Source organism: Streptomyces sp. NBC_01571, from assembly GCF_026339875.1.
Lineage (GTDB): Bacteria > Actinomycetota > Actinomycetes > Streptomycetales > Streptomycetaceae > Streptomyces.
The window spans coordinates 5,646,508-5,664,012 of record NZ_JAPEPZ010000001.1 but is presented as its reverse complement, the minus strand read 5'-3'; the positions used below and the strand labels follow the sequence as shown (position 1 = coordinate 5,664,012).

Here is a 17,505-nt window from a genome sequence, read left to right as displayed (position 1 = left end):
CGAGACCGCGCACATGGTGGTGGCCGGGGACGACGCCCTGGCGCACCGGCTCGCCGCTGAACTGCGCGGTGTGTACGGCGAGCGGGTGACCCTCGTCGTACCGCCCGCACAGCGCCGCGTGCGCCCGCCGGTGGTCGGACGGGCCCGGGGCTCGACCCTGTTCGACCGGGTCTCCGCGGCGGTGAACCGGGCCGCCGGGAACGGTGACGCGCCGCCCGGCCGTACGGCCGAACCACCCGGCGGCGAAAGGGTGCTGGAGGCCACCGAACTCACCGAGGCGGTGCTCGCCGAGGCGGGCGTCGAACGGGCCGCCGCCCTCGCGCTCGTCCATGACGACGACGAGGCCAACATCCGGGCCGCGCTCACCGCGCGCCGCCTCAACCCGCGGCTGCGGCTCGTCATCCGCCTCTACAACCGGCGCCTCGGCCAGCACATCAAGGAACTCCTCGACCAGGCCTCGGCGTTGGCCACGGCCGGGATCGACGACGGCACCGGCGACGGTGGTGACCGTGGTGACAGCGATGGTGGCGGTGGGGGGTTCGACGCGTCCACCACCGTGCTGTCCGACGCCGACACCGCCGCGCCCGCGCTCGCCGCGACCGCCGTCGCCGGCACCAGCAAGGTCGTCCAGACGGACGGGCTGATGCTGCGGGCGGTGGAACGGCCTCCGCCGGGTCCCGGTGAGGTCGCCGACCCCGGTCTGTGCACGCTCGCGCTGCTGTCCGCCACGACCAACGACCCCGCAGGGGCCGACGGTTCCGAGAGCAGCGGTCCGCAGGGGCCCCGGCTGCTGCCCGACGAACGGGCGGTGGCCGCCGCCACCGGGCGCGGGACCGTCGTCCTGGAGACCGTGTCGTACACCGGTCCCGCGGCGTCCGGCGGGCGCAGCGTCCTGCCCTTCGCCTCGCTGCTGTCACGACGGCTGCGCTGGTCGTTCGCCGGGCTGGTGGGATGTGTGATCGGGTTGGCGATCGCCTCGATGGTCGTCACCGGGGAGACTCCGCTGGGGGCCACCTATCTGACACTGCTCGACCTCTTCGCCATCAACAATCCCGCCATCGGGCAACCGGCCGGGCGCCAGGTCCTCCAGCTCTTCTCCGGGCTCGTCGGGTTGCTGCTGCTTCCCGTGCTGCTCGCCGCCGTGCTGGAGGCGCTGGGTACGTTCCGGAACGGGTCCGCGTTGCGCAAGCCGCCGCGGGGGCTGTCCGGGCATGTGGTGCTGCTCGGGGTCGGCAAGATCGGTACGCGGGTGCTGGCGCGTCTGCGGGAGCTGAACATTCCCGTGGTGTGCGTGGAGGCCGACCCCGAGGCGCGGGGGCTGGCGATGGCGCGGCGGCTGCGGGTGCCGGTGGTGCTGGGGGATGTGACCCAGGAAGGTGTGCTGGAGGCCGCGAAGATCCACCGGGCGCATGCGTTGCTCGCGCTGACCAGCGCGGACACGACCAATCTGGAGGCCGCGCTGTATGCCCGTACGGTGCGGCCCGATCTGCGGGTGGTGCTGCGGCTGTACGACGACGACTTCGCGACCGCCGTGTACCGGACCCTGCGGGCCGCGCATCCGCAGGCGCTCACGCGTAGTCGCAGCGTGTCGCATCTGGCCGCGCCCGCGTTCGCCGGGGCGATGATGGGGCGGCAGATCCTCGGGGCGATTCCGGTCGAACGGCGGGTGTTGCTGTTCGCGGCCATCGAGGTGGGCGGGCACGCCCAGTTGGAGGGGCGGACCGTGGGAGAGGCGTTCCGGGCGGGGGCGTGGCGGGTGCTCGCGCTGGAGACGGGGGCGGCGGGACGGCGTGGGGATCCGGCGGGCGGAGGCGGGGGCGGAGGCGGCGGGGTGTCGCAGCGGGCGCCGAGCGGGCTGGTCTGGGATCTTCCGTCCTCCTATGTGCTGCGGGCGGAGGATCGGGTGGTGTTGGCGGCTACTCGGCGGGGGCTTGCGGAGTTGTTGGGACGGCGGGCTCGGGAGCGGTCCGTAGGTCCTCCGGGCCAGTAGGGGTGGGCGGGGCTCTCACGGGGGGGCGGCGGTTGTCGTGGTCGGGTGTCCTTTTCCTCGCCCCCGCCGCCCCTACCCGTCCCATCCTCTGGGGCTCCGCCCCAGACCCCGGCAGGGCGCCGCCCCCGGACCCCGGCAAGCCGCTGTCCCTGCACCCCGACAGGGCGCCGCCCCCCGACCCCGGCAAGGCGCTGCCCTCAGACCAGACAGGGCGCTACCCCTGCACACCGGCCAAGCGCTGCCCTCAGACCCCGACAGGGCGCCACCCTTGCACCCCGGCGGGTTGCCGCCGGACCTGGCCGGGAATCCGCGCCGGAACCCGGCAGGGGCGCTACGCGGTCCCTGGCAGGGGTGCTGCACCTCGTCCTCGGCCCCCGCCCCGGCAGAGGCAGGGGCAGAGGCAGGGGCAGAGGCAGAAGGCGCAGGGGCAGGGGCAGGGGCAGGGGCGCTGTACCCCGGCCACCCGAACCCGCGGGGACCGCCCCGTCAGGTCGGGAGGTGAGTCTGGGCGAAGGCCAGTTCCAGGTGGACCTGTTTGATGCGTTCGTCGACGACCAGGGAGCCGTGGCCGGCGTCGTAGCGGTAGACCTCGTGGACGGCTCCCCGGGCGGCGAGGCGGTCGACGTAGTTCTCGACCTGGCGGATGGGGCAGCGGGGGTCGTTCACGCCGGCCGAGATGTAGACGGGGGCCTTGACGGCGTCCACGTACGTCAGGGGTGAGGACGCCTCGAAGCGCTCGGGGACCTCCTCCGGGGTGCCGCCCAGCAGTGTGCGGTCCATGGCCTTCAGGGCCTCCATCTCGTCGTGGTACGCCGTGACGTAGTCCGCGACCGGGACGGCGGCGATGCCGAGGGTCCAGGCGTCCGGCTGGGTGCCCAGGCCCAGCAGTGTGAGGTAGCCGCCCCAGGAACCGCCGGTGAGGATCAGGCGCTCGGGGTCGGCGAGTCCGGACGTCACCGCCCACTCGCGGACCGCCGCGATGTCCTCCAGCTCGATGAGACCGACCCGGTGCTTGAGGGCGTCCGTCCACTCCCGCCCGTACCCGGTCGAACCCCGGTAGTTGACCCGCACCACCGCGTACCCGTGGTCCACCCAGGCCGCCGGGCCCGCCGCGAAGGAGTCGCTGTCGTGCCAGGTCGGGCCGCCGTGGATGTCGAAGACGGTGGGCAGGGGTCCCGTCGCCCCGGCCGGCTTCTGGACCAGGGCGTGGACCCTGCCGCCGGGACCCTCCACCCAGACGTCCTCCACGGGGACCGAGCCCGGGGACTTCAGGCCGGGGGGATCGAGGATGACCCCGCGGGTCGTCGAGCGGACCGACGACGGCTCGGCCGCCGACGACCACAGGTACTCCACGCTGCCGTCGGGGCGGGCCGTCGCCCCGGACACCGTGCCCGCGGGGGTGGGCACGCGGAGCAGCTCACCGGACGCCAGGTCGTAGCGCCACAGGTCGCTGCGGGCCTCGAAGCTGTGCGCGATCAGCAACGCCGAACCGTCCGGATACCACTCGGCGCCCACGTCGCCGGGCAGGTCGAGGGAGAGGTCCGTCTCCTCGCCGGTCGCGACGTCCCACACCAGCGGCTCCCAACGGCCGCGCCGCTGGTGCCCGATGAGCAGCCGGGTGTCCCCGTCGACCGGGGCGAAGCCCAGCACCTCCAGGCCCAGCTCGACCGTGCCGCCCTTGCTGTCGTCGAGGTCGGCGACCGTCGAGCCGTCCGGGCGCAGCACCCGCAGCGCCGAGTGCATCGCGTCGCCGTGCTCGGTGTGCTCCACGGCGATCAGGGAGCCGTCGTGGGAGAGGTCGCCGACGCCGGCCGACTCCCGGTGGCGGTAGATCTCCACGGGTTCCTCGCCGGACCGGACCAGATGGATCGTCGACCCGTCGTCGTCCGTCGAGCGGCCCACGACCGCCGTCCGTCCGTCCCGGCCGATGGCGAGTCCCCCGGGGTAGGAGGGCTCCAGTCCCGGCGCGGCGGGCTCGTCCACACTGGCGGCACCGGCGGTCGCGGCGGGGGAAGCGGCGTCCGCGGAGCCGGCACCGGCGAAGCGCTGCCGGCGCCAGATGCCGAACTCGTCGCCGTCCTTGTCGTCGAACCACCAGATCCACTCGCCGTCCGGGGAGAGCACCCCGTCCGTCGTACCGTTCGCCCGGTCGGTGATCTGGCGCTGCTCGCCCGTCTCGCGGTCCCACGCGTACAGCTCGTAGGTTCCCGTCGCGTTGGAGACGAACAGCGAGCGGTGCGGGGCGTCCTCCGCCCAGTCCGGCAGCGACACCCTCGGTGCCCTGAAGCGCTTCTCCCAGTCGGGCATGGCCGCCTGCTGCTGCTCGACGGACGCGTTGCTCTCAGTCATGGCCCCATAGTGCCTGGCCCACCCGTCCTCGCGCCGACGAGGTCCCCAGCCTGTGGACAACTCCGTCCACAACCCCCGTCCCGTCCCGCCCGGCGGCCGGTGCCGGACGGGCGGGACCGGCTTATGGGACCGGGCGGCGGGACCGGGACCCGGAGCCCGGCCGCGCGCGGCGGCACCGTACCTTTGAAGTCGTGTACCGGTTCCTGCTGACGCCCCGCTGGTGGGGGATCAACGTCTTCGTGCTGTTGGCCATCCCCTTCTGCATCTTCATGGGGTCGTGGCAGTTGAGCCGGTTCGAGGCTCGGGTCCAGGACCAGCGTGACGCCGGCGAGCAGGCCGCCGCGGCCAGGACGGATCCGGCCCGACCGCTGCGCGAGCTGCTGCCCGTCGACAAGGACACGTCCGGCAAGCAGGCCGTCGCCACCGGCCGGTACGGCAAGCAGCTGCTGGTGCCGGACCGCGAGGTGGACGGCAGGCGCGGGTACTACGTGCTGACGCTGCTGCGGACCGACGGCGGCCGGGCGCTGCCCGTCGTCCGGGGCTGGCTGCCCGGTACCGCGGATCCCGCGAAAGCGCCCGCCGCCCCGGCCGGCGAGGTGACCGTCACGGGGGCGTTGCAGGTCTCCGAGAGCCCGGGGTCGGACGGGGTGAGCGCCGCCGGTGGGCTTCCCGACGGGCAGACCGGCGCGATCAGCTCGGCGTCGCTGGTGAACCTGGTGCCGTACAAGGTCTACGACGCCTGGATCACCCTCGCGAAGGCCGACGGCGGGATGACGGCGGTGCCCGCGACCGCGCCGCAGGGCACCGGCCTGGACCTCAAGGCGTTCCAGAACCTCGGCTACACCGGTGAGTGGTTCGTCTTCGCGGGCTTCGTCGTCTTCATGTGGTTCCGGCTGCTGCGGCGCGAGGCCGAGTTCACGCGGGACGCGGAGCTGGGCCTGATCCCCTCCGCGGAGGCGGACCAGGACCGGGACCGGGAGCGGAACGGAAGCCCGGAGGGGAATCCGGACCGAAGCGCGAACGGGCACGCGGACGGAAGTTCGGACGGGAATCCGGTCCGGGACGCCGCCGGGGCCCCGGCTCCCTAGACGCTCCGGCGCGGTCCCGTGGGTTCTCGGGGCCCGGCGCCGCCCCCGCTCAGGACGCCGCCAGTATCCCCGTCCGGTACACCGTGCCCGCGCACGCGCCGGACACTGTCGTCGAGGCGGTCGCGCCCGTGTCCGTCGCGTAGGAGAGCGTGACACTGCCGTCCGCCACGCCGTCCTCCGTGAGGAGCTGGGCCGAGGTGCCCGTGCCGCCGGTGTCCGTGCCGGTGCCGCCGGCCGTGGTGGCCTCCTCCGTGGAGCTCGGATCCGGCGACGGCTCCCCTCCACCGGTGGTCGGACAGGTCTCCGAGGGCACCCAGGCGAACTTCACGACGTACGAGGCACCCGGCTGCAGCACCAGCGAGGCGACCTCCGTGGAGGGGTTCGGCAGGCCGGTGGCCGCGTCGCCCGCCACATGGGTCACCACGCTGATCTTGGACGGGTCGGCCGCGCCCTGTGCCAGGGTGCTGACGGCGCCCGCGCCGCTGACGGTGCAGCTGGTGCCCGAGCTGTTCGAGACGCTGAAGGAGCCGTAGACCGCGCCGGTGGAGTCCGGGACGCCGACGGTGCTGGTGGCGCCGCCGAGCTGTGCCGGTGTGCACGCGAGCGCGGTGGGCGCCGAGGCCGACGGATCGGGTCCCCCGGTGGCCGCCCCGGTGCTCGCCTCTTTGCCCTTGTCGGGCGCTCCCGTACGGCCCTGCTTGCCGTGGTCATTGGAGGTGCCGGAGCCGCCGCCCGCGGTGCTTTCGCCGCCGTCCGGGTTCTTGCCCTGGCTGGTGCCGCCCTGGGCCTGCGAGCTGTTGCCCGCGATGGACGGGTCGGCGTTCGACCCGGAGGCGTTCGAGACGTGCACCAGGGCCGGGACGGCCGTGCCGATGAAGAGCGCGGCGGCTGCCATGCCGACGAGAGCCTGGCGCTTGCGGGCCCGCCGGGCGGGCACCGCGCGGCGCAGATGCTCCAGCGTGCCGTCGGTGGGTTCGATCTCCTCGACCGCCTGGTGCAGCAGCCGGCGCAATGCCAGTTCGTCCGGGCCGAGGTTTTCGGAGCCCAGTTCGGCCGGGCCCTGTTCGTCGGGCTGTCCGTCGGGGCCGTGGTTCACAGTTCCGTTCCCAGCGTGCGATTGCTTGTGCTCGTGCTCCGGGTGCCGTTCCTCGTCACGGCGCCGCAGGTCCTCGTGCTCGCTCATGCCGGGGCCTCCATGGCCACACGGAGCGCCGCGATGCCGCGCGAGCCGTACGCCTTGACCGAGCCGAGCGATATGCCGAGGGTCTCGGCGACCTGGGCCTCGGTCATGTCCGCGAAGTAGCGCAGCACGAGGACCTCGCGCTGACGGCGCTGCAGGCCCTTCATGGCCTTCTTCAGCGCGTCGCGCTCCAGCAGGTCGTACGCGCCCTCCTCCGCGCTCGCCATGTCGGGCATCGGCTTCGAGAGGAGCTTGAGGCCGAGGATGCGCCGGCGCAGGGCGGACCGCGAGAGGTTGACGACGGTCTGACGCAGGTAGGCCAGCGTCTTCTCCGGCTCGCGGACGCGCTTGCGCGCCGAGTGCACCCGGATGAAGGCCTCCTGGACGACGTCCTCGCAGGAGGCGGTGTCGTCGAGCAGGAGCGCCGCGAGACCCAGGAGCGACCGGTAGTGGGCGCGGTAGGTCTCGGTCAGATGGTCGACCGTCGTGCCTGCGGCCGTGCTGGTGTCCTCAGCGCCGTCGCGCTGGCTCGGTATGCGGGCGGGCCGCGCTGCGGGCATGGGCGCGATCACCGGCATGCCGCCGGGCGCGCCGGGGCTGCCGAGTCGGCGGGGTGGACGCAGGGCCGCGCCCCTCGTCTGTACCGCAGTGAATTCGAGTACCTCTGCCACGCCAGTTGGACACGCGTCCCCCCGTCAGGGTTGTACGCGACGGGCATCACATTCGATTCGGCCATCACTTCGGCCGAAACGTTCACGCGTGCGCGGACCGCGACGCCCACCCTCACGCACACCGCGACGCCCACCGGAACAGATGCCGGAAACCCCACCGACGCGCCCGGCAGCGCGCCTGAAAGTGCACTGAAACCCCTCATGCGTAACAGCCCATCCCCTATGCCCCATGTGCCCTGCCGCCCCCGGACCACCCGCGCAGGGCTACCGCAAAGACGCTCCCCGCCCTCCGCACGGTTGCGGAGAACGGGGAGGGAAATCTTCGAACGCCGGGTGTGTCTCGTTCAAGTGGTCCGGACCATTATTCCGGCCACACGACTCACACAGATCCTACAAATGAATCCGGGGATGACCAGGGGGATTTTTCCCGGCCCCCGACCGCGGCCGGAAATCCAGCCGTGCAGGTCACGCCCGGCCCGGGGGACGGACCGACAGCTCCGCCGCCACCAGCTCCGCGATCTGCGCCGTGTTGAGCGCGGCGCCCTTGCGGAGGTTGTCGCCGCAGACGAAGAGTTCGAGGGCGGTCGGATCGTCGAGCGCCCGGCGGACGCGGCCCACCCAGGTCGGGTCGGTACCCACGACGTCGGCGGGAGTGGGGAACTCCCCGGCGGCCGGATCGTCGAACAGGACGACCCCTGGCGCGGTGGCCAGGATCTCCCGCGCCCTCGCCACCGTGACCCTGCCCTCGAAACGGGCGTGGACGGTGAGGGAGTGCGTGGTGACGACGGGGACGCGGACGCAGGTCACGGCCACGGGCAGGTGGGGCAGCCCGAGGATCTTGCGGGACTCGTCCCGCACCTTCATCTCCTCCGAGGACCAGCCGTCCTCGCGCAGCGACCCGGCCCACGGTACGACGTTCAGCGCCACCGGCTCCGGGAACGGGCCGGTGTTGTCCCCCACCGCACGGCGTACGTCACCGGGGCTGGTCCCCAGTTCCGTGCCGGCGACCAGGGACAGCTGCTGGCGCAGGGTCTCGACGCCGGCGCGCCCGGCGCCGCTCACCGCCTGGTAGCTGGAGACCACCAGCTCGCGCAGCCCGAACTCGGCGTGCAGCGCGCCGAGCGCCACGATCATGGAGAGGGTGGTGCAGTTCGGGTTGGCGATGATCCCGCGGGGACGCATCCGCGCGGTGTGCGGATTGACCTCGGGGACGACCAGGGGTACGTCCGGGTCCATCCGGAAGGCGCCCGAGTTGTCCACCACGATCACACCCTTGGCGGCGGCGATCGGCGCCCAGTGCGCGGCCACCTCGTCGGGTACGTCGAACATCGCGACGTCGACCCCTTCGAGGGCGGCCTCGCTCAGCGCCGCCACCTCGACCTCCTCGCCGCGCACGGCCAGCTTGCGGCCGGCCGAGCGCGGGGAGGCGAGCAGACGGATCTCGCCCCAGATGTCCGCGTGCTGGGACAGGATCTGGAGCATGACGCCGCCGACGGCCCCGGTCGCACCCACGACCGCGAGCGTCGGACGCCCGAGGCGTCCGGGGTGACCGGAGTATCCGGAGTGTTCAGCCGGTCGCCCGGTCCGTTCGGCCATCAGCGGCCAGTGCCCCCGTAGACGACGGCCTCGTCGCTGTCGGAGTCGAGCCCGAAGGCGGTGTGCACGGCGCGCACGGCCTCCGGCACGTCGTCGGCACGGGTCACGACCGAGATACGGATCTCGGAGGTCGAGATCAGCTCGATGTTGACCCCGGCGTCGCTGAGCGCCTCGAAGAAGCCGGCCGTGACACCCGGGTTCGTCTTCATGCCCGCGCCGACGAGCGAGATCTTGCCGATCTGGTCGTCGTAGCGCAGCGAGTCGTAGCCGATCACGGTCCTGGCCTTCTCCAGGGCGTCGATGGCCTTGCGGCCCTCGGTCTTGGGAAGGGTGAAGGAGATGTCCGTGAGGCCCGTGGAGGCGGCGGACACGTTCTGCACGACCATGTCGATGTTGATCTCGGCGTCGGCGATGGCCCGGAAGATCGAAGCGGCCTCGCCCGGCTTGTCCGGGACACCGACGACGGTGACCTTGGCCTCGGAGGTGTCGTGAGCGACACCGGAGATGATGGCCTGCTCCACCTTCTGGTCCCCTTGCTGGATCGGTGCGTTGCTGACCCAGGTGCCCTGGAGTCCGCTGAAGGACGAGCGCACGTGGATCGGGATGTTGTAGCGGCGGGCGTACTCCACACAGCGGTGGAGCAGCACCTTGGAGCCGGAGGCGGCGAGCTCCAGCATGTCCTCGAAGGCGATCCAGTCGATCTTCTTCGCCTTCTTCACCACCCGCGGGTCGGCGGTGAACACGCCGTCCACGTCGGTGTAGATCTCGCAGACCTCGGCGTCGAGGGCCGCCGCGAGCGCGACCGCCGTCGTGTCGGAACCACCGCGCCCGAGCGTGGTGATGTCCTTCTTGTCCTGCGAGACACCCTGGAACCCGGCGACGATGGCGATGTTGCCCTCGTCGAGGGCCGTGCGGATACGGCCGGGCGTGACGTCGATGATCCGCGCTTTGTTGTGGACCGAGTCGGTGATGACACCCGCCTGGCTGCCGGTGAACGACTGGGCGCTGTGGCCCAGGTTCTTGATCGCCATCGCCAGCAGGGCCATGGAGATCCGCTCTCCCGCGGTCAGCAGCATGTCGAACTCTCGCCCGCTGGGCATCGGAGACACCTGCTCGGCGAGATCGATCAGCTCGTCCGTCGTGTCGCCCATCGCGGAAACGACCACGACCACCTGGTGGCCGTTCTTCTTCGCTTCCACGATTCGCTTGGCGACGCGCTTGATGCCCTCGGCATCGGCTACGGAGGAACCTCCGTACTTCTGCACGACAAGGCCCACGTGCGCTCCTCGCTCCATCTGTCTCTGCACCGCACTACTGCGGTCGGCTCAGTTTAACGAGCGGCCGGATTTCCCTTCCGAAGTATCGCATCGTGAGATGTCCCGCTCACGACGTGATCACTGCGGACCGTCAGGTCGACCGAGGCCGTCAGGGTCCTCCGGCCGCTCCGAGCGGCATCTGCCCATGTCCCGGCCCCGCCACTCCGGAAAGTGCCCCGAGTCACACGGGGCCGCCGTGACCCGGGTGCCGACGAGGGAGGGGCGCACGCCCGGCGTGCCCGAGGTGCTCTGGGTGCCGGAGTACCTGGTGCGCCCGGAGTGCTCGGTGCGTCCGGCGCCTACTTGGCCGTCCCCAGGCCCAGCGGGCCCCCGATCTCCTCGGCCATCACCCGGCCCGCCTCCTCCGCGAGGATCTCCTCGCCGAGGTCCTGGTCGGTGTCCAGGCCGTTCAGGTCGTCCAGGGGCTGGTTCAGCCGCACATGGGCGACCAGGGACTGGAGGGCGCGCAGAGCGGCCGAGGCGGTGGAGCCCCAGTTCGAGAAGTACGAGAACTGCCACCACCACAGCGCCTCGCTGGTGCGTCCCGCGCGGTAGTGGGCCATGCCGTGGCGCAGGTCCGTGATGACGTCGGCGAAGTCGTCCGAGATCCGGCAGGCCACCGGGGCCCTGCGGGGCTCGTACGGGTCGAAGACCTCGGAGTAGACGTCGATCGGCTCCAGTATCACGGCCAGGCGTTCGCGCAGCTCGTCGACGTCCGGTTCCGGGCCGAGGTCCGGCTCGTAGCGCTCGTCGGGGACGATGTCCTCGTGCGCGCCCAGGCGTCCGCCGGCCAGGAGGAGTTGGGAGATCTCCAGGAGGAGGAAGGGCACCGCGGAGTCCGGCTCGTCGCCCTTGGCCACCTCGGTGACGGCGACCAGGAAGCTCTCGACCTGGTCCGCGATCTGGACCACGAAGTCGTCGGGGTCCTGACTGGTGGCGTGCAGTGTGGCGTCAGACATCTAGGAGTCGTCTCCCCTCGAAGGCGCGGCCGAGCGTGACCTCGTCCGCGTATTCCAGGTCGCCACCCACCGGGAGGCCGCTGGCCAGGCGGGTGACCCTGAGGCCCATGGGCTTGATCATGCGGGCGAGATACGTGGCCGTGGCCTCGCCCTCCAGGTTCGGGTCGGTGGCCAGGATGAGTTCCGTGACCGCGCCGTCCGCGAGGCGGGCGAGGAGTTCCCTTATCCGCAGGTCGTCCGGGCCCACACCCTCGATCGGGCTGATCGCTCCGCCGAGCACGTGGTACTTCCCCCGGAACTCACGCGTCCGCTCGATCGCGACGACGTCCTTCGGTTCCTCGACCACGCAGATCACCGACAGGTCGCGGCGCGGGTCGCGGCAGATGTTGCACAGCTCCTCCTGTGCCACGTTGCCGCAGGTCGCGCAGAAGCGGACCCTCGCCTTGACCTCCATGAGGCACTGCGCGAGCCGACGGACGTCCGTCGGCTCGGCCTGCAGGATGTGGAAGGCGATCCGTTGCGCGCTCTTGGGACCGACGCCGGGCAGCCGCCCCAACTCGTCGATGAGGTCCTGGACCACGCCTTCGTACAACGGACTGCCGCCCTTCCTGGATTCTTTCAGTACGTACGGTAGTTGGCCGCCGCCGGTCTTAGAAGGGCAGACCGGGGATGCCGCCGCCGCCGAGACCCTGGGCGAGCGGGCCGAGCTTCTGCTGCTGGAGCGCCTGCGCGTTCTCGTTCGCCGCCTGGACCGCCGCGACGACCAGGTCGGCGAGCGTCTCCGTGTCCTCGGGGTCCACCGCCTTCGGGTCGATCACCAGGGCGCGGAGCTCACCTGAGCCGGTCACCGTCGCCTTCACCAGACCGCCGCCCGACTGGCCTTCCACCTCCGTGCGCGCGAGTTCCTCCTGCGCGTTCGCGAGGTCCTGCTGCATCTTCTGGGCCTGCTGGAGCAACTGCTGCATGTTGGGCTGGCCACCACCGGGAATCACGATCAGCTCCTGGGTCGTACGGCTATCGGCACCACTGTCCGGACGGGGTTTTCCCGCTCAGCACGAGCCTACGTGGTCGACGGGCCGGTCGCCCCAGCACTCTTTCGAGTGACACCGCCCGTCCGCCTATACCTGACCAAGACCCTCTTCCGGGCGGAAAACCGGTGAAAACCGGGCCATCGCCACCCATTGGGCGGTAGGAAAGGGACGGCGCCTGTGCATCATGCGTCACGCAGCATCACACAACGTCACTAGTTTTCGTCGGAGCCGTCGTCGCCGGGGTCGTGGCCCGCGTCGTCGTCGGCGTCATCACCGTCGTCAGTAGGGAGTGCCGGGTGAGCCAGCCGGAGATGCAGCCCGAGGGGCCGCCCCAGGACGCTCGGGACGACGGGGCCGGGGGCCCTCGGCCGGGCGACCTGACCGGCCGGCCGCTCCCCCTCGGGGACTGGGGGGAACCGGCCGAGCGGCTCCATGAGCTGTACCAGTGGGTGGAGCGGGGGGCTCTCGACACGGCGTCCTGGTACCTCGCGGACCGGGCCGGGAAGCGGTGGGGGGCCCGGGTGCTGCGGGGCGGAGCGGGACTGGGCACGGTGGCCGGAGCCGCGCTGCCGCTGCTGGATCTCACCGGAGTGGTCGGTGGCGTGGCTCCCTGGGGGTATCTCGCACTGCTGCTCGCGGTGGCGTGTGTGGCGGGCGACCGGTTCTTCGGGGTGACCTCCGGGTGGATAAGGGACGTGGCCACGGCGCAGGCCGTGCAGCGACGGCTCCAGGTCCTCCAGTTCGACTGGGCGTCCGAGAGCGTGCGGGAGGTGCTGGGGCCCGCGGAGGGGACCGCCAGCGAGGCGGCGGAGCGGTGTCTCGGCGTCCTGCGCAGATTCTCGGAGGACGTCACGGAGCTGGTCCGGGCCGAGACCGCGGACTGGATGGTGGAGTTCCGGACGGGACCGGCGCCGTTGGGCATCCAGTCGTCGCTGGCCGGGTCGCCCCGGCCCGAGGGGACTTCGCCCGGACGCCTGCCGCTGCCCCCGGGCACCCGGCCGAACATGCCCCGCCAGCGGCCGCCCGAGCCGCGATAGCCCTCCGGGCGGGGTGCCGGGGCGTGTCCGGTCCGGGTGGGTCGGCTCCGGGGCGTGTCCGGTCCGGTCGGGCCGGCTCCGGGGCGCTGCCCGGGGTTCCCCGGCGGGATGGGTTCCTGCGGGGCCGGTGGGGGCTTGTCGCGCAGTTCCCCGCGCCCCCTGACGGGGGTCCCTGGGGGCCAGGGCAGGCAGATGGTCGGGCCGGTGGCGGGGGCCTGGCAGCCGACCGGGCGGGCAGTTCCTCGTGCCCTGACGAGGCCCTGGTGGCCGGGCGGGCGGCTTTTCCCCGCGCCCCTGACGGGGGCACGGGGGTGGGTGGGCTCAGTCCGTGCCGCAGATTTTCAGGCCTACGGGGGTTCCGCACGGCAGGTGGCCGTGGGTGCGGATCACGTCCTGGCCGCTGCCCCGGCTGATGTAGGTGAGGAAGCTGGAGGCGAGGGAGTCGGCGGGCGGCTGGCCGTAGGTGTAGGCGTACTCGATCTCGCGGTACGGATAGTCGCTGGTGCCGTGCTCCAGCTCCTCGACGGAGGGGATGTGGCCGTCGAGGGTGAGCTGGTGCAGGCCCTTGCGGCCGGTCGCGAGGTTCAGCTCGCTGTAGCCGATCGCGCCGGGGAGCGCCGCCACGGTGCTCAGCACCTGGTCGGTGGAGTCCAGTTCGCAACGCACCACGGAAGCCGTCGTGTCGTCCTTGTGGACGCAGTCGAGGGAGGAGTTCGCGATCTCGCCGCGGCCCAGCACCCGGCGCTGGAAGACCTGCCGCGTACCGGAGTTGGCGTCCCGGCTGACGAGGAGCACGGGCCGGTCGGGGCCGCCGAGCTGCTTCCAGTCGCGGATCTCGCCGCGGTAGAGCCGGCGTACCTCGTCCAGCGTGAGGCCGCGGAGCGGGATGTCGTCGTTGACGACCAGTGCGAAGACCGAGACCGCGACCCGGTTCTCCCGCAGCTGCGGGAGACCGTTGGGCTTGGGCCCGTCGGAGAGGGCGACGACGGGCGGCGAGCCGTTCTTCGACCGGGCCCCCGCGTCCGCGAGCTCACGCACCCCCGCCGTACTGCCGTGCGCGTCGACCACGATGTCGGAGCCCTCGCAGTCCCGCTCGTACTTCTTGGCCAGCTCGCTCATGACGGGCGCGAAGGCGGTCGAGCCGGTGACCGTCAGCGTGCCCTGCTCACAGCCGATCGGCGGCCGCGAGTCGTCCCGCAGCACGACGATCAGCGCGAGTGCGACGACGCACACCGTCAGCAGCACGGTGATCGTCCGGGCCGCGCGGCTGAACAGGGGCGGCTGATCGTCCGGTGTCGTACTGCGGTTGGGGCTGACCTCACCGTCCCGCAGTCCGCCGATGAGGCGTATGTTCCGCCCGACGTCACCACCCGACAGCAGCACGAGCAGCTTGAAGTGCTCGCCCCGGTTGAGCGGGACGCGCGGGATGCGCAGGGTGCCGCCCTCGTAACTGAGCCCCGCCGCCGGCGTGAAGTGGTCCATGAGGTGGTCGGTGCCGGGCGGCTGGGTGACGGACACGCCCCGGATGGTGCGATCGGTGAACACCGCGGTCAGACCGTGCCGTTCACGGCTCGTGTAGTCGTCCCCGGCGATGCTCTGCGAGCCGTCGTTCTCGATCCGCAGCAGCACCAGCGTGGCGTCCGCCATGCCCGGCGCCTCGTCGAACAGCCCGAGCCGCACGTTGGCGCGACCCGAACGCACGTCGTCGCCCACCGGGTTGTCCATCTGCACCCGGTACCCGATCCGCTTGCGCCGCGGCACCCGGCGCTCGTACCAGACCATCACGGCAGAGGCGACGACACCGATCACGGCGGTCCCGACGGCCACTACGTTCTCTGCGCTCAGCCACTCCATCGCGAGCCACTCCCCCGAGCCCAACGGTGGGGCCACCGTACGACTTGGAGCGAGAACGCCCGGCGTACGCCGGATGAAGTTTCAGCAGCCGTCCACGCCGACCGCCCTCGACGGTGACCGCCCCCGCGTCAGCCGCTCTCCGGTACGTCCGTCAGCCGCTCTTCGTGTACGTCAGGGCGTCGCCGGAACCCGTGTTCACCCGGCGCAGACTCCCGTCGGGCAGCAGGGTCACCTCGGAGGCGGCGCCCGGCGTGCAGGAGGAGAGCGGTCCGCCGGACGAGACCTGGGAGGGACCGATCCGCAGCGGGCCGCCGGCGGCCGGGGCGGCGGTCAGCTCGGCCTGGAAGACGCAGTGGTAGGTGCCGCTGCCGAGCGGGCCGTCCGCGGTGAGCGTGAGGACCGTGTCGCCGACCTCGCCCTGCCGGATGGTGAGGCGGCGCGTGTTGTGCCCCGTCGCGTTGTCGATGGAGGCGTCCCAGGTGCCGAGGAACCCCTCCGGGACCGTCCCGCCCTGCGCCGACGGCGAGGCGGACGACTCGGTGGGGGCGGAGGTGGAGGCGGAGGCCGACGGCCCGGATGCCGTCGGTCCCGGTGTCGTGGGCGCGGTGGTGGCCGGGGCCCCCTTGGAGTCGTCGGTGCCGCCGCTGCCGCCCCGCATCAGGGCGTAGACGGAGCCGCCCGCGCCCAGCGCGACGACCAGCGCCACGACGATCAGGGCGGCGGTGGAACGGCCGCTCCTGCGCGGGGGCTCCAGGAGGTCGGGGGCGGGCCCGCTCCCGGGGCCGTACGGAGTCGTCGAGCCGTAGGAGCCCGGCGGAGTGCCCCAGCCGCCCTGCGGATAGCCGTACGCGGGTGGCCCCGAAGGGCTGGGGTGCTGCTGGGGATAGCCGTACGCGGGGTGCTGCGCGGGCGGTGCGGCCGGCGGGGGCGTCCCGTGGATGCCCCCGATCATCGTGGGGAGGTGGTCCGCGGAGCCCGGCTGCCCCGGCGGCGGAGTGGCGGCGTGCTCCGGGGAGACCTCGGGAACCGGCGTCGTGCCGGAGGCGACGGGGGCCACGGATGCGGCGGGTGCGGCGGGTGCGGCAGACACGCCGGGTGCAGCGGCCGCGGCAGCGGATTTGGACAGATCCACGGCCGGGCCCGCAGCCTGCTCCGAGACCTGCGCCGGAGGCTGCTCCGGAGCCCGCTCCGGGGCCGGCGGAAGCGCGGCCGTCGCCGTGTCCGGATTCTCCGTGTCCAGCAACCGCACGGCGTGCCGCCCCAGTTGGGCCACCAGCGCGCTCGGCAGCCACGGGTCACGGGACCGCCCGCCCGAGACGGTGTCCTCGGCGCCGGTCCGCTCCAGGATCTCGTCGAGCGAGGGGCGTGCCGCCGGATCCTTGCGCAGACAGTGCCGTACGAGGTCGGCGAGCCCCTCCGGTACGCCCTCCAGGTCCGGGTCCTCCTGCGCGATGCGGAACATCATCGCGTGCACCCCGCTGCTCGTCGCCCCGAAGGGCAGCACGCCCGTGGCGGCGTACGACAGGACCGACCCCAGGCAGAAGATGTCGCACGCGGGCGTGACACGGTCACCGCGGACCTGCTCGGGCGCCATGAAGCCGGGAGAGCCGACGAGCGCGCCGGTGCGGGTGAGGCCGCCGTCGGTGACGGTCTCCAGGGCGCGCGCGATCCCGAAGTCGATGACGCGCGGGCCGTCGATCGTCACGAGCACGTTGGAGGGCTTGAGGTCGCGGTGGATGAGTCCGGCCGCGTGGATGTCCTTCAGGGCGTGCGCGAGGCCGGCCGCGAGGATGCGCACGGAACGCTCCGGCAGCGCGCCGTGGTCGTGGCCGACGACGGTCTGGAGACTGGGACCGGCCACATAACCGGTCGCGACCCACGGGATGTCGGCCTCCGTGTCCGCGTCCAGCACGGGCGCGGTCCAGTGACCGCCGACCCTGCGCGCGGCCTGCACCTCCTGCCGGAAGCGGGCCCGGAACTCCTCCTGCTCGGCCAGTTCCTCGCGCACCAGTTTCACGGCGACGGTACGGCCGCGGTCGGAGCGTGCGAGATAGACGTTCCCCATCCCGCCGGCACCGAGCCGCGCCATCAGCCGGTACGCCCCGATCTGACGCGGGTCCCCGCCCCCCAGCTTCTCCATCGTCGCGCGCCCTCCCCCGTACGTGTGCAACAGCCCGAGGATAGTGCTGCCGTACGGGGAGGTGGGCGGGGTGGTGTCTACGGTTCCGTAACAGCGTCTGGCGCTTTCGTGACGCCCGTCGCGGGCCCGCCGGGCACCGCCGAGCGGTCACCGGGCACCGCCGGTAGCCGCTCCCGGCCCTCCCGTCCCATCCCGCCTCCTCCGTCCCCGCCCCGTCCCCGTCTCCGCCCCCGTTCTCCGGGTCCGGGTCCCCGACGCCCGACAGACTGTCGCGGAAAGCCCCGGACCGCAGAC

The 17,505-nt window shown here is 72.5% G+C and carries 13 protein-coding genes; 3 read left to right on the top strand and 10 right to left on the bottom strand.

Annotated features, from left to right (window positions below; translation table 11 throughout):
• Positions 1-13: 13 nt before the first annotated feature.
• Positions 14-1,990, top strand: coding sequence for an NAD(P)-binding protein (locus tag OHB41_RS25490; RefSeq protein ID WP_266706117.1), 1,977 nt, complete (start codon positions 14-16; stop codon positions 1,988-1,990).
• Between the two features lie 486 nt (positions 1,991-2,476).
• Here the strand turns inward: OHB41_RS25490 and OHB41_RS25485 are convergent, their stop codons facing one another.
• A complete protein-coding gene (locus OHB41_RS25485) occupies positions 2,477-4,339 on the bottom strand; it encodes a S9 family peptidase (protein ID WP_266700501.1) in 1,863 nt (620 codons plus the stop codon).
• A 191-nt stretch (positions 4,340-4,530) separates the two neighbouring features.
• On the opposite strand from OHB41_RS25485, the gene OHB41_RS25480 reads away from it, so the two are divergent.
• Positions 4,531-5,427, top strand: a complete 897-nt coding sequence (locus OHB41_RS25480) for an SURF1 family protein (protein WP_266700500.1) — start codon at positions 4,531-4,533, stop codon at positions 5,425-5,427.
• Positions 5,428-5,476: 49 nt separating this feature from the next.
• On the opposite strand, the gene OHB41_RS25475 is transcribed toward OHB41_RS25480, so the two are convergent.
• The 7 genes from OHB41_RS25475 to OHB41_RS25445 all read right to left on the bottom strand — a co-directional run bounded on the left by OHB41_RS25475 (position 5,477) and on the right by OHB41_RS25445 (position 12,141).
• Positions 5,477-6,610, bottom strand: a complete 1,134-nt coding sequence (locus OHB41_RS25475; RefSeq protein ID WP_266700499.1) for a hypothetical protein — start codon at positions 6,608-6,610, stop codon at positions 5,477-5,479.
• Positions 6,607-7,278, bottom strand: coding sequence for a SigE family RNA polymerase sigma factor (locus tag OHB41_RS25470; protein ID WP_266700498.1), 672 nt, complete (start codon positions 7,276-7,278; stop codon positions 6,607-6,609). Before OHB41_RS25470 ends, OHB41_RS25475 begins: the two co-directional genes overlap by 4 nt.
• A gap of 465 nt (positions 7,279-7,743) precedes the next feature.
• The gene (locus OHB41_RS25465) at positions 7,744-8,874 is read right to left on the bottom strand and encodes an aspartate-semialdehyde dehydrogenase (protein ID WP_266700497.1); all 1,131 of its coding nucleotides are present in this window, start codon (positions 8,872-8,874) and stop codon (positions 7,744-7,746) included.
• A complete protein-coding gene (locus OHB41_RS25460; RefSeq protein WP_153289418.1) occupies positions 8,874-10,151 on the bottom strand; it encodes an aspartate kinase in 1,278 nt (425 codons plus the stop codon). The genes OHB41_RS25465 and OHB41_RS25460 overlap by 1 nt, the downstream gene beginning before the upstream one ends.
• Before the next feature lie 338 nt (positions 10,152-10,489).
• Positions 10,490-11,149 carry a DUF5063 domain-containing protein gene (locus OHB41_RS25455; RefSeq protein WP_266700496.1) on the bottom strand — a complete coding sequence of 220 codons (660 nt, stop codon included), beginning with the start codon at positions 11,147-11,149 and terminating at the stop codon, positions 10,490-10,492.
• A complete protein-coding gene (gene recR, locus OHB41_RS25450; RefSeq protein ID WP_266700495.1) occupies positions 11,142-11,741 on the bottom strand; it encodes a recombination mediator RecR in 600 nt (199 codons plus the stop codon). Before recR ends, OHB41_RS25455 begins: the two co-directional genes overlap by 8 nt.
• Before the next feature lie 58 nt (positions 11,742-11,799).
• Positions 11,800-12,141 (bottom strand): YbaB/EbfC family nucleoid-associated protein, encoded by a 342-nt coding sequence (locus tag OHB41_RS25445; protein WP_266700494.1) that lies wholly within the window; start codon positions 12,139-12,141, stop codon positions 11,800-11,802.
• 335 nt (positions 12,142-12,476) lie between these two features.
• Between OHB41_RS25445 and OHB41_RS25440 the strand changes: the two genes are divergently transcribed.
• The gene (locus OHB41_RS25440; RefSeq protein ID WP_266700493.1) at positions 12,477-13,217 is read left to right on the top strand and encodes an SLATT domain-containing protein; all 741 of its coding nucleotides are present in this window, start codon (positions 12,477-12,479) and stop codon (positions 13,215-13,217) included.
• 321 nt (positions 13,218-13,538) lie between these two features.
• Here the strand turns inward: OHB41_RS25440 and OHB41_RS25435 are convergent, their stop codons facing one another.
• A complete protein-coding gene (locus OHB41_RS25435) occupies positions 13,539-15,071 on the bottom strand; it encodes a substrate-binding domain-containing protein (RefSeq protein WP_266700492.1) in 1,533 nt (510 codons plus the stop codon).
• Between the two features lie 151 nt (positions 15,072-15,222).
• A complete protein-coding gene (locus OHB41_RS25430) occupies positions 15,223-17,211 on the bottom strand; it encodes a serine/threonine-protein kinase (protein WP_266700491.1) in 1,989 nt (662 codons plus the stop codon).
• Between the last annotated feature and the right edge of the window lie 294 nt (positions 17,212-17,505).